This window comes from Roseateles sp., assembly GCF_036486225.1.
Lineage (GTDB): Bacteria > Pseudomonadota > Gammaproteobacteria > Burkholderiales > Burkholderiaceae_C > Roseateles.
Genome location: NZ_DASVNZ010000157.1, coordinates 19,821 through 31,607, shown reverse-complemented (window position 1 = coordinate 31,607; position 11,787 = coordinate 19,821). Strand labels below are relative to the sequence as shown.

At 68.0% G+C, this 11,787-nt stretch carries 16 protein-coding genes; 10 read left to right on the top strand and 6 right to left on the bottom strand.

Annotated elements, in window-relative coordinates:
* Positions 1-28 precede the first annotated feature (28 nt).
* Positions 29-376: a nuclear transport factor 2 family protein gene (locus VF536_RS10980; protein ID WP_331614886.1), complete on the top strand. Its 348-nt coding sequence runs from the start codon at positions 29-31 to the stop codon at positions 374-376.
* Between the two features lie 22 nt (positions 377-398).
* Here VF536_RS10980 and VF536_RS10975 read toward each other — a convergent pair whose 3' ends face one another.
* Entirely contained in the window at positions 399-704 is a 306-nt protein-coding gene (locus VF536_RS10975; RefSeq protein ID WP_331614885.1) for an NIPSNAP family protein, read from the bottom strand.
* A gap of 150 nt (positions 705-854) precedes the next feature.
* Between VF536_RS10975 and trhA the strand changes: the two genes are divergently transcribed.
* The 5 genes from trhA (at position 855) to VF536_RS10950 (ending at position 4,749) form a co-directional block, all read left to right on the top strand.
* Positions 855-1,469 (top strand): PAQR family membrane homeostasis protein TrhA, encoded by a 615-nt coding sequence (gene trhA / locus VF536_RS10970; protein ID WP_331614884.1) that lies wholly within the window; start codon positions 855-857, stop codon positions 1,467-1,469.
* Between the two features lie 90 nt (positions 1,470-1,559).
* A complete protein-coding gene (locus VF536_RS10965; RefSeq protein ID WP_331614883.1) occupies positions 1,560-2,024 on the top strand; it encodes an SgcJ/EcaC family oxidoreductase in 465 nt (154 codons plus the stop codon).
* Positions 2,025-2,119: 95 nt separating this feature from the next.
* On the top strand, positions 2,120-3,025 hold the full coding sequence (locus VF536_RS10960; protein WP_331614882.1) for a LysR family transcriptional regulator: 906 nt from the start codon (positions 2,120-2,122) through the stop codon (positions 3,023-3,025).
* Positions 3,026-3,038: 13 nt separating this feature from the next.
* Complete coding sequence (locus VF536_RS10955; RefSeq protein ID WP_331614881.1) at positions 3,039-3,842, top strand: alpha/beta hydrolase; 804 nt, start codon at positions 3,039-3,041, stop codon at positions 3,840-3,842.
* Positions 3,843-3,852: 10 nt separating this feature from the next.
* Positions 3,853-4,749: a LysR family transcriptional regulator gene (locus VF536_RS10950; protein WP_331614880.1), complete on the top strand. Its 897-nt coding sequence runs from the start codon at positions 3,853-3,855 to the stop codon at positions 4,747-4,749.
* A gap of 8 nt (positions 4,750-4,757) precedes the next feature.
* Here VF536_RS10950 and VF536_RS10945 read toward each other — a convergent pair whose 3' ends face one another.
* Together VF536_RS10945 and VF536_RS10940 are read right to left on the bottom strand one after the other, a co-directional pair.
* Positions 4,758-5,711 (bottom strand): PDR/VanB family oxidoreductase, encoded by a 954-nt coding sequence (locus VF536_RS10945; protein ID WP_331614879.1) that lies wholly within the window; start codon positions 5,709-5,711, stop codon positions 4,758-4,760.
* Positions 5,712-5,714: 3 nt separating this feature from the next.
* Positions 5,715-6,656, bottom strand: coding sequence for a pyridoxamine 5'-phosphate oxidase family protein (locus VF536_RS10940; protein WP_331614878.1), 942 nt, complete (start codon positions 6,654-6,656; stop codon positions 5,715-5,717).
* 71 nt (positions 6,657-6,727) lie between these two features.
* On the opposite strand from VF536_RS10940, the gene VF536_RS10935 reads away from it, so the two are divergent.
* A complete protein-coding gene (locus VF536_RS10935; RefSeq protein ID WP_331614877.1) occupies positions 6,728-7,627 on the top strand; it encodes a LysR family transcriptional regulator in 900 nt (299 codons plus the stop codon).
* A 32-nt stretch (positions 7,628-7,659) separates the two neighbouring features.
* On the opposite strand, the gene VF536_RS10930 is transcribed toward VF536_RS10935, so the two are convergent.
* Complete coding sequence (locus VF536_RS10930; protein WP_331614876.1) at positions 7,660-8,031, bottom strand: DsrE family protein; 372 nt, start codon at positions 8,029-8,031, stop codon at positions 7,660-7,662.
* A gap of 262 nt (positions 8,032-8,293) precedes the next feature.
* On the opposite strand from VF536_RS10930, the gene gstA reads away from it, so the two are divergent.
* The 3 genes from gstA (at position 8,294) to VF536_RS10915 (ending at position 10,466) form a co-directional block, all read left to right on the top strand.
* Positions 8,294-8,905 (top strand): glutathione transferase GstA, encoded by a 612-nt coding sequence (gene gstA, locus VF536_RS10925; RefSeq protein WP_331614875.1) that lies wholly within the window; start codon positions 8,294-8,296, stop codon positions 8,903-8,905.
* A 175-nt stretch (positions 8,906-9,080) separates the two neighbouring features.
* The gene (locus VF536_RS10920) at positions 9,081-9,716 is read left to right on the top strand and encodes a PEP-CTERM sorting domain-containing protein (protein ID WP_331614874.1); all 636 of its coding nucleotides are present in this window, start codon (positions 9,081-9,083) and stop codon (positions 9,714-9,716) included.
* 96 nt (positions 9,717-9,812) lie between these two features.
* The gene (locus tag VF536_RS10915) at positions 9,813-10,466 is read left to right on the top strand and encodes a glutathione S-transferase family protein (protein ID WP_331614873.1); all 654 of its coding nucleotides are present in this window, start codon (positions 9,813-9,815) and stop codon (positions 10,464-10,466) included.
* 33 nt (positions 10,467-10,499) lie between these two features.
* On the opposite strand, the gene VF536_RS10910 is transcribed toward VF536_RS10915, so the two are convergent.
* Both VF536_RS10910 and VF536_RS10905 read right to left on the bottom strand, forming a co-directional pair.
* Complete coding sequence (locus tag VF536_RS10910; protein WP_331614872.1) at positions 10,500-11,105, bottom strand: DUF3299 domain-containing protein; 606 nt, start codon at positions 11,103-11,105, stop codon at positions 10,500-10,502.
* A gap of 11 nt (positions 11,106-11,116) precedes the next feature.
* Complete coding sequence (locus tag VF536_RS10905; RefSeq protein WP_331614871.1) at positions 11,117-11,749, bottom strand: DUF3299 domain-containing protein; 633 nt, start codon at positions 11,747-11,749, stop codon at positions 11,117-11,119.
* Positions 11,750-11,787 lie beyond the last annotated feature (38 nt).

Genomic DNA, 11,787 nt, shown 5'->3' with positions numbered 1-11,787 from the left:
TGAAGCGCATCTTCACCAAGGAGCTTCCATGTCCGAGCGCAACAAGGCCGCCCTGACGGCCGCCAATGCCGCCATCACGCGCGGCGATACCGAGGGATTCCTGGCGTACTGCGCCGAGGACATCACCTGGACCACGGTCGGCGAGGACACGCTCAACGGCAAGAACGCCGTGCGCGAATGGATGTCGACCGGCTACGCCGAGGCGCCCTCGTTCACGGTGACCGACCTGGTGGCGGAGCGGGACCTCGTCGTCGCGCTGGGAACCATCGAGAGCAAAGGCGACGACGGCCAGCCGATCCAGAACGCCTATGCCGACGTCTGGCGCTTCCGCGACGGGCTGATGGTCGAGCTGCGGGCGTTCGTGATTCCGACCTGAGCGCGGGGCGGCCCCGCCGCCTTCACTCGAACACCGGCCGGAAGAAGCTGCGTTCGTAGCGGAGGATGCAACGCGTCTCCTCGGCGTATCGGAAGGCAGCCTGGCATTCCGGATCGTCGAAGGACTTGATCCGGTACTCCTCGTAAGCCGCCAGCGACGGAAACGAGAACGACGCCAGCGCGATGTCGTTCGCGCCTTCGGAGGGCAGCAGGTAGCCGTGGTGCACGCCGCCGAACTTCCTGACCAGCGGGATCCAGAGCTTCCCGTAATGCTCGAACTCCTTGAGCTTGAACGGATCGAGGACGTAGCGGAGGTGGCAGGTGATCATGGCTGAGGTCCGTGGAGGCAGTGACGGGCGGCGTCGCCAGGCGACGCGGTGTGCTTCGGCACTTTAGCCGTGCGTCGCGCAAGCCACGGACGCGCAGGGATGTCACATGAGCTGGCTACGCTGGGCCCTCTCTTGACGCTGAAGACGGTCATGTACCCAGGCGAACGCTTGAACGCCGGCACCCATTTCCTGGGACTGCTGGCCGCCCTCCCCGCCGTCGCGTGGCTGGCGCTTCAGGCGCTGGACACGGGCAGCGGGCGGCGCGTCGCCGTCGTCTGCGTCTTCGGCGCGGCGCTCATCGCGCTGTTCGCCGCCTCCACGCTCTGCCACAGCACCCGCGGCCGGCAACAGCGCCTGTGGGTCCGCCTGGACCATTGCGCCATCTTCCTGCTGATCGCCGGGACGATGACGCCGTTCGCGGTCCTGACCGGAGACGGCTGGTTGCGCTGGGTGGCCTTGGCGACTGTGTGGCTCGTGGCGCTGTGGGGCATCCGCCGTACGGTGTGGGGCGACATCGAACGACCGATGCTCAAGGTGTACCTGGCGATCGGATGGCTGGCGACCATGGTGTGCATCCCCGCGCTCCAGGCACTGCCGGTGGCCTGCGTGACGCTGTTCGTCGCCGGCGCGGGCGCGTATACCGCCGGCACCTACTTCTTCGCCAATCCCGGCTGCAGCCGCCATGCCCACGGCATCTGGCACCTGTTCGTCGTGGCCGGCAGCGCCCTGCACTTCGGCGCGGTCGCGCACTGCGTGCTCGCCTAGCGGCGTCGGGACCGCGCCAACGAGGGATATCGCCTTCACCCGCGGCCGCATACGCTCGCGGCTCTTCCCCCGATCAGGCAAGGAGCCGACGTGCACGCTCTCTCACGCATCACCGTACTCGCCATGGCCGCCACGCTGGGCGCAGCCGCGGTCGCCGCGCCGGCGCAGCCCGCCGACGTTGCCCAGGCCTTCATCGAGGCATGGAATTCCCACGAGGCCTCGACCTTCAACGACCTGTTCACCGACGACGCCGAGTGGGTGCCAGTCGTCGAGACCCGGCTGTCGGGACGGACGCAGATCGTCGCCGACCTCCAGACCGCGCATGGGTCATGGGCCAGGCGCACCACCCTGGCGGCCAGCGATGTCGTCACCTCCGGCATCTCGGATTCGGCGGCAGTCGTGCTGTTGCGCGCGGGTTTCCTTGGCAAGGACGGCAAGCGCGTGGAGCCCGCCAACGCCCTGCTGCTCGTCGTCGTCAAGGACGCGTCCGGCTGGAGGATCAAGGCCGGACAGCTGTCCAAGCCAGGCGCCACGGCGATGCCGACGCGCCCCTGAGGAGCCTGTTCGCCGACCCATCTTTCCGCATTTGGAAATTGAGTCTTTCGTGGGTCGCGCATTCCCGCGCACAGCGTCGCGGGCGACGATGCGGCATGAACAAGTTCCAAGCGATGGAGGTGTTCGTCCAGGTGGTCGATGCCGGCGGGTTCACCCGCGCCGCCGACCACATGCAGCTGCCCAAGGCCACCGTGTCCACGCTCATCCAGTCGCTGGAAGCCGCGTTGTCGACCAGGCTGCTGCACCGGACGACCCGCCAGGTCAGCGTCACCGCCGAAGGCGCGACCTACTACGAGCACTGCCTGCGCATCCTCGCCGACGTACGCGACGCCGAAGAGGCCCTGACCCGCACCCGCCGCAGTCCCTCGGGACGCCTGCGCATCGACGCGCCCACCGGCCTGGCCAGCGAGGTGATCATTCCCGCGCTGCCGGCGTTCCGCGCGCTGTATCCCGACATCCGACTGGAGCTGGGCTGCAGCGACCGCTCCGTCGACCTGATCGAGGAAGGTGTGGACTGCGCCGTACGCGCCGGGGACCTCGACGACTCCAGCCTGATCGCGCGCCGCATCGGCCTGATGCGGTACATGACCTGCGCCTCGCCCGCCTATCTCGAACGCCACGGCCGGCCACTGCATCCCGATGAGCTGACCCATCACCAGTGCGTGAACTACTTCGGCGCGCGCACTGGCCGCATGTTCGACTGGGACTTCACCCGCGGCGACCAACGCATCCAGGTCTCCCTGCCCGGTGTCATCGCGTTGAACGACAGCGGCGCCTACACGGCGGCGGGTCTCGCCGGACTCGGCATCGTGCAGATGGCGGACTTCCTGATGGCGCCGCTGATCGCGCAAGGCCGCTTCGTCCCCATCCTCGAGGAATGGGCCAGCGACCCGCTGCCCATCCACGTGGTCTATCCGCAGAACCGGCATCTGTCGGCCAAGCTGCGCGTGTTCGTCGAGTGGATCGCCGAGCTCCTCGCCCGACACCCGCTGATGCACTGAGACCGGAGATCCCATGTTCTTCCCGCACGATGGGCACCAGTTCCATTTCACCGACGACGGCGAGGGCGACGCCCTGCTGTTCCTCCACGGCCTGGGCGGCAACGCGCTCAACTGGACCTACCAGCGCCAGCACTTCGCGTCCCGCCAGCGCGTGATCTGCCTCGACCTGCCGGGGCATGGCAAGTCGGAGGGAAAGGAGATCGCGTTCCTCGACTTCGGCGAAGTGGTCGAGGCGCTGCTCGATCATCTGGGCATCGACCGGGCCGCCGTGTGCGGCCTCTCGAAAGGCGCACGGGTCGGACTCCAGCTTGCCGCCCGATCGCCCGACCGGGTGAACGCGATGATCGCGGTCAACGCCTTCCTGCACCTCTCGCCATCGGACGAGGCCGCCCGCTTCGCCCTCTATGACGAACTGCTGCGCGGCGACGAGGGCAAGATCGACTGGGCGAGGCGCCTGCTCACGCAAATGGCGGTCCCCGAGGACAGCCGTATCCATCGAGGATTCATGCGATCGCTGGAGACCCTGGACGGTCCGTACATCCGGGCGCTGTTCCAGCAGATCATGGACGCCGACCAGCGCCCCGAGGTCACGGGCGTCCGGTGCCCCACGCTGCTGCTGCGCGGCGGGAAGGACGGCCTCGTGCCCGCGTACTGCCACGACGAGCTGCAGGCGCTGATCCCCGACTGCGCCTCCGTCGTGCTCGAGGACTGCGGCCACCTGCCGTATCTCGAATCGCCCGGGCGCTTCAACCTGGCGCTCGAGAACTTCCTGCCGCGGCCGGTCACCGGTCAGCCTCGCCAGGCCACCACTCGCTGAGGCGTCGACCATGGATCGCATGCATGCCATGGGCGCCTTCGTGGCGGTCGCCGAGGAGCAGAACTTCGCCGCCGCGGCGCGGCGTCTGGGCACCTCGCCGGCCACGATCTCCCGCGCCATCGCGGGTCTGGAGGAGCGCCTGGGCGTCAAGCTCGTCCTGAGGACCACGCGCAGCGTGCGCCTGACCGACGTCGGTCAACGCTACCTGGACGACGTCCGCATCATCCTCGCCAAGGTCAGCGAGGCCCATGAATCGGCCAGCGGCACGCAGAGCGTCCTGCGCGGCCACCTGAACGTGACGGCGCCGGCGATGTTCGGCGTCTCGCATGTGATGCCGTGCATCGCGACCTACCTCGCGCAGTTCCCGGCGATGACCGTGTCCGGCTACTTCCTCGACCGCGTCGTGGACCTGGTCGAGGAGGGCGTGGACGTCGCCGTGCGCATCGGCGGCGCGCCCCTCCCCGACGTGCAGGCCATTCCGGTCGGCTCGATGCGGCGGGTGCTCTGCGCCTCGCCCGACTACCTGGCCGCGCGCGGCCGTCCTGGCCACCCCGCAGAGCTGGCGGATCACGTCATCATCGCGGCGCAGAACGTGTCCCCGGATCCCGACTGGGCCTTCCAGACGGCGTCGGGCCCGGTGAGCGTGCGCGTGAACCCGGCGCTGACCGTCACCAGCAACGACGCGGCCGTCAGGGCCGCGTCGCTGGGTGCCGGCATCACGCGGCTGTTCCACTACCAGGCGGCGTCACTGCTGGCCGAGCGCCGGCTGGAGATCGTGCTGGCGGACCATGAAGAGGAACCCTGGCCCATCCACGTCGTTCACGTCGACCTCGGCGGGACCTCCGCCAAGGTCCGCGCATTCGTCGACGTCCTGGTGCGACACCTGTCGCGGCCAGGCGCCGTCTGAGCATGGCGTCAGAGTTGCAGCGTCAGGACCTCGTCGGAGGAGGCCCAGGACACGCAGGGGCACAGCGAATGCGTGCGCTGTTCCTCGGTGAGGCAGTTGTCCCGGTGGATCGGCCGCCCCCCGCTGTAGCTGGCGATGCACGCGCCGCATTCACCGCGCTTGCAATCGGAAGGTATCCACGCGCCGGCGGCTTCCATGGCATCGAGCAGCGTGGTGCCGGGCGCGACCTCCAGCTCGATCGCGGACTCCGACATCGCGACGCGGACCGGACCGTCCGTCGCGTTCCAGCTCGGACCGAAGCTCTCGAAGTGGATCCGCCGCCGGTTCACGCCGCGAGCCTCCCCGGCCAGGCGGACCGCGTCGATCAGCGACCCGGGACCGCAGACATACAGGTGGGTGTCGACCTGACCCTGGTGGCGCTCCAGCAGTGCGGCGAGGTCCATGCGCCGGGCGCCTTCGCCGCGCGTGAAGTACAGCTGGACCTGCTCCGCATGGTCCTGCTTCACGCGGTCGAGGAACGCCATGTCGGCGGCGCTCCCGGCCGAGTAGTGCAACTCGTACGAGGCCCCGGATCGCTTCAGCCGCGCCGCGATGCCGAGCATCGGCGTGATGCCGACGCCGCCAGCGATGAGCACATGGTGCGAGCCGGTCGGAGCAATGCCGAATTCATTGATCGGCGGAGACACGTCCAGCTCGTCTCCCACGGACAGGCCGTCGTGCATGAACACGGAGCCGCCGCGCCCATGCGCGGCGCGCTTGACGGCGATCTCGTAGGTCGACGCGTCCTCGCCGTCGGAGACCAGCGAGTACTTGCGATACGTGACGCCGTCGCCCAGCGACAGGCCCAGCTCGACATGTGCACCGGGGTGGAAGCCCGGCAGCGGGGCCTTGTCCGGCCGACCCAACCGGATCAGACGGATGGACGGGGTCAGCGCTTCGGTCTGGAGCACGCGCAGCAACATGGATCAGACTCCTTGAGGCAGGAAAGGGGAGGCGTCGACGAAGCGGACGTCGAGCGTTTCGGGCAGCGCGGTCTCGATCCAGCGCTCGATCGTGAATTCCCAGAACCGGCCGGTGCCGCCGGTGACGCCTGCAGGATCGGGCTGATCCCAGAACATCGCCACCGTGCCATTCAGCTGCAGCAGCCGGCGATGCTCGTAGTCGGGGAACACCAGCCCCGCCTGCGGATTCAGCAGGAAGTTGCCAAAGCTGTTGAACATGCTGTTCCCGTTGTAGTCGGGGATCCTCAGCACGTTGCCGGGCAGGATCTGCACGAATCCCGGCGGGCCGCCGCGGTGCGAGGCGTCGGCGCCGTGGGTCTCGTGGACCGAGGCGAGGAAGAAGGTGTCCGCCCGCGCAATCAACTCACGCTGCGCGTCGCCGATGCCGCTGCCTTGCTGCAGACCGGTCGGCACCGGTTGACTGCCGGGATCGCTCAGCGCGATCGTGCGGCGCTGGATGTAGCGCGGGCAGATCGGCACAGATTCGGTGACGTCGACGACCAGGCGGTCGCCGTCCAGATGGGCGTCGCCGTTGACCTTCAGGCGCTTGCGCGTCTGCAGGTCCAGCAGCAGGAAGCCCATCCGGGCGTCGAGCCGCAGGTTCTCCCACAACGGGTCATGCGGCTGACGCGCGACCTTCGACAGATCGATGGTCAAGGTGGTCGCATCGTCGCTGGGATTCAGGAAGCCCGGTTCCCCGATCAGGAGGGACGCCCAGACACGGCCGTCGATGTCGACGCTGCCGATGTACACGGTCTTCTGCTGACGCACGAAGGGCAACGCGCCGCGCACGATGTGCGTCGATACGTTCGCACCGTTCCGCGCGGCCATGTCGGACTCATTGGCGTTGCGCTGGGCGATCAGCTCGCCCTCATGGAAACGGCTGGAGGATCCGGCGGCATTCATGGTGTGCTCCTGGGTGGAAACGGAACGAAGGGCGCCTTCACGCGGGGCGCGAGGAATCTGGAGAGCCCGCCGTGGACGACATCTATCTGATGACGGTGTTCGTCGCCGTCTGCGACGGCCTCAGCTTCGCCGGCGCGGCTCGCACGCTGGACCTGTCGGCGGCCGCGGTGACACGGGCGATCCAGACCCTGGAGCGCCGTCGCAGGGTCGCGCTGCTCGTGCGGCACACGCGGCGCGTCACGCTGAGCGAGGCGGGCCGGCGCTACCTCGAAGACGCCCGCACCCTGCTCCGTCTGATCGCCGACGCGGAAGCCGCGGCCTCCGACGCGAACGTGGTGACGCGCGGCCACCTGCGGGTGACGGCGCCGGTCCTCTTCGGTCGCCTGTTCGTCGTGCCCGGCATCGCGGACTACCTGCGGCGGTACCCCGAGATGACGGTGGCGGCGACCTTCGTGGACCGCACCGTCAACCTCATCGACGAGGGATTCGACGTCGCGATCCGCATCGGTCAGCTCCCGGATTCCGGCATGAAGGCGCTCAAGGTCGGCGAGGTGGGCAGGACGGCCTGCGCCTCCCCCGATTACCTGTCGCGTCACGGTGTTCCTCAACATCCCACGGATCTCCACAAGCACCGGACCCTCGCGATCGACGTGGCGGCCCAGCAGGTGGTCTGGAAATTCGGTTCGCGGCAGTCGCCGATGCCCGTCAAGCTCAAGCCGGCCTGCGGCTTCACCGGCAGCGATGCGGCGATCGCTGCGGCGGAACTCGGCCTGGGGATCGTCTATCTGCCGACCTATCAGGTGAGGGAGAAGATGGACGGCGGTTCGCTCACGCCGGTGTTGACGGCCTTCGCCAGCGATACCGTGCCCATCCATCTGCTCCACCGGGAGAGCCGGTTCGGTTCATCCAAGGTCCGCCACTTCATCGAACTGCTGGCGGAGCGACTGCGCGCGGAGCGGCTGTCGCGATGAACCGATGACTTTCCCGATGTCAGCCTGACCGCTCAGAAGGTCAGGACCGTGTAGCCGTCCGAGATCAGTTCACCGATGCTCGGCAGGCCGGACGTGCCGGGCACCTTGTTGACGGAGATCAGGTCGAAGCCGTTCTTGATCGCCGCGTCGCGCGCACCGAACACGTCGGCACAACCGCAGGACACGCCGGCGACCTTGTCCTCGACGGCGGCGAACAGGCCGTGCACCGGATGGTCCGGCTGCTTCACGACGCCGGCCCAGCGGGTGCCCGTGCCTTGGAAGTAGATCGCCACTTCCGTCTTGCGCTGCTTGAAGTCGTAGGCGGTGGCCAGGCCGTTGAACAGACGGCCCAGGGCCTCTTCGCCACCGTTGGCGTCCGAGAAGATGAAGATGGCGACTTTCATTGGATTTCCTTTGATTGATTGATTGATTGACCGATTGATTGACCGGAATCGACAGTCGAATGGCTTGCAACTGACGATCGGAATCGTAGGAAATCCGCCGGATCGTCGATACGGCGCGGCCTGCAAGTCATCGTTTCATTGGGCGTGATTGTTCAACCGGCTGAACGATCAATTCGCTTCGTGCCCATTAGTCGCATCGATGCGTCTTCATAGACTGACCGTCACGTGATTCCCCTTCATTCACCTGACGAGTCCATTGCCCATGAAGCTCTATTTCTCCCCCGGCTCCTGCGCCCTCGCTTCACAGATCGCGCTGCGAGAAACAGGTCAGGCATTCGAACTGGTGAAGGTCGACTTCGCCACGAAGACCACCGTTGAAGGCGACTACTTCGAGGTCAGCGCGAAGGGGATGATTCCCGCGCTGAAGCTGGACGACGGCGATGTCATCACGGAGGGCGCCGTGCTCCTGCAGTGGATCGCGGACCAGCATCCGGCGTTCGGTCTGCTGCCCGCCTTCGGGACGCGTGATCGCTATCGGGCCATGCAGTGGCTGAATTACGTGGCGACCGATCTGCACAAGGGCATGGCGGTGATGTTCTCGCCCTTCGTCGATGCGGAGTCGAAGGCCCGTTTCGCCGAGGGCAACCTGGCCAGCCGCTTCGCCTACGTCGACCAGCACCTGTCCCGCAACGACTACGTGCTGGGCGAGGCGTTCTCGGTCGTCGATGCCTACCTGTACAACGTGCTGCGCTGGCCGGTGCGCGTGAACATCGACATGTCGCCGTATGCGGCAATCCAGAAATTCATGGAACGGATGATCCAGCGGCCGGCGGTGCGAGCCGCGTTGAAGGCGGAAGGGCTGCCGGTCCGGTGAGCGGTCGTCCGGGGACTGGGAACTAATTCACGACTGCGCACGCCGCGCTCGAATCGCGCGATGTGCGCCCCCTTGGGCACGGGGGCCGGGACGGATCGTGGGTTGCGTGTCGCCGCCAAGATGAGTGCACGTCGCGGCGGCCCGTCGTGACGACACCTCCCATCGAGTTCCCAAAATGAAAATCAACCCCTTCGTTGGAACGATCGCGGCCCTGCTCGCGACCGTCGGCGCCGCCCAGGCCGCCCCCACCCTGCTGACCGCCAGCAACGTGCCGGCGCTGGCCGGCGCGAGCGTCATCGATTTCAACAACGCAGCCACAGGCAACTTCACTTCGCGTGATTTCGGCGGCGTGACGATCTCGACGTCGACGGCCAACGGCCTGGCCGTGGACAGCATCTATTCCGGTTCCTACGCGACCTCCGGCCGCTACGTGACCAACTACAACAACGGCGGCACGCTGACCTTCAGCTTCGCCACCGCGGTGTCGGCGTTCGGCTTCAACTGGGGCGCGGCCGACCAGGCGTGGACCATGCAGGTCTTCGACCTCCAGAACGTGCTGCTGTCGACGCTGAACATCGCGGCGCAGACCTCGAGCAGCGGCTACGCCGGCTTCATCGGTGCCAACGGCAACGGCAGCACCATCGGCTCGTTCAAGCTGACCAGCGCCGGTTCCACGGACTACGTGCTGATCGACAACCTGCGCACCGTCGCGGCCAACGTGCCGGAGCCGGGCTCGCTCGCGCTGGCCGGCCTCGGCCTGGCACTCGCGATCGGCGCCAGCCGTCGCCGCAAGTCGGCGCAAGCGGTCTGATCGCTTGAGCCATCGACACGCCCGCCTGGGGCGTGTCGAATCCGGTGGCGGTCGTTCGTCGTTCCTGTGTACGCTGATCCAGCGAGGAGCGACACCATGACCATCACCATCACCGCCTTCGACCGCTCTCCCGACGGCGGCAAGGGCCTGGCGCGCGACGTGCGCGTCCGCTGGGCGCTGGAAGAAGCGGGCCTGCCTTACGACGTCCGACTCGTATCGTTCCAGGCCATGAAGGAGCCGGCGCATCTCGCGCTCCATCCGTTCGGCCAGATCCCCACCTACGAAGAAGGCGATCTGACGCTCTTCGAGACCGGCGCGATCGTGCTTCACATCGGCCACCGTCATCCAGGCCTGCTGCCCGACGACGCCAACGCACGGTCGCGCGCCGTCTCCTGGATGTTCGCCGCAGTGAACACCTTGGAGCCGCCCATCCTGGAGTTGACGATGGCCCGCTTGTTCGAGCGTGACCAGCCGGGGTACGCGACCCGCCTTCCCACGCTGGAAGCACGTGTGCGCACGCGACTGCATCAGCTGTCGGAACGGCTGGGCGACGCCGATTGGCTGGACGGCGCCTTCAGCGCGGGCGACCTGATGATGGTGCATGTCCTGCTGCGACTGCGCTCGACGGGCCTCCTCGACGAGTTGCCGCGCGTGGCCGCCTACGTCGCCCGCGGCGAGGCGCGACCGGCGTACCGACGAGCCTTCGCGGCTCAGTTGGCGGTGAACACGCGTCCACCTGCCGCGAACTGATCGCCGATCGCGGCCTGCTTGCGCTGCGTTGCCTCAACGCTCCACGCGCACCGACTCCGGAACCAGCCGATACCCGCTGGTCGCGAGCGCTGAACTGATGGCGTGTACCTCGAGCCTGCCGATGACCGTCACGACGGACATGGCGCGAAGGCCGTCGATCTTCGCGGGCGCCTTCACGTAGACGATCTGGTTGGGCGGCGGCGGCGGGCTGTGGATGCAGGCGCCGAACGAGGGCACCAGCAGGAACTCATCGGTGCCGCCCCAGCCCACGCCCACCGGCACTGCGTAGCCGCGGATGCGCACGCGGCGGCTGTCGAGCTCGGGGCGCACCGGCGCGTGCTCGAAGGATTCCCTCATGTCGCTCATCATCTGCCGGGCGACGGGATCGTCGTCCGCGAGCCGGGCGATGTCGTTGCCGCCGGCCTGACCCGCATGCGGCCGCGGATCCCAGCCCGCGGGCATCAGCTCGGTCCATTCGAGCGTCGATACATCGGCCGGCAAGGGATCGCCGGCGAGCGGGGCGGAAGCGATCGCCTGGGACGGGTCGGTCCGGTTCAGCAGCACGCCCGCGGGGATCCCGATCGCGAGCGCCGCAATGAGGCCCGACGCGATCCACCAGGGCCGGAAGCGGGACGGCATGATCCGCTCGATCAACGCGGCTTGTTCCGGTAGGGCTCGACGCTCGCGGCGTCGAGGCGGTAGCCGCTCACCCCCATGTCGCTGGGCTGCCGGTCCAGGCGCATCACGCCGCTGGCCCACACCGTGTCCATCGAACGCAGCTGCTTGGACGGCTGGGCGAGCTTCACCAGGATGATCTGGTTCGCAGGCGGCGGCGGCATGTGGATGCAGGCGCCGAAGTACGGCACCAGCAGGAACTCCCGCACCCCGTCGCGATCCGTCTGCAGCGGCACGACGTAGCCGGGCAGCCGCACCGGCGTGTCCTGCAGGGTCTCCACCAGCGGCGCGTTGTCGAGCTCGTCGCGCAGGTCCGCCATCAGGGCCGCGGTGCGCGGGCTGTTGTCGCTCAGGCGCCCGATGCCGACATCGCGGAAGCGCTTCATCGGATCCCAGCCCGGTGGAACGAGCTGGATCCAGGTGAGCTCGCGATAGCCCGACGCGGGTGCGCTGGCCGCCTGAGCAGCCGGCGGCACCGGTGCCGCCGGCGTAGGGGGCGCAGCACAGGCCGAGGAGATCGGCAGCGCGACCGCGAGCGCAACCAACATGGCGAGGGCAGCGAACGCTGCCAGCGCGGCACCGATGGCGCCGCCGACGGGCGCGCGCATGGCGACAGCGGGGGCAGCAGGGACAGCGAGGGTGGGCA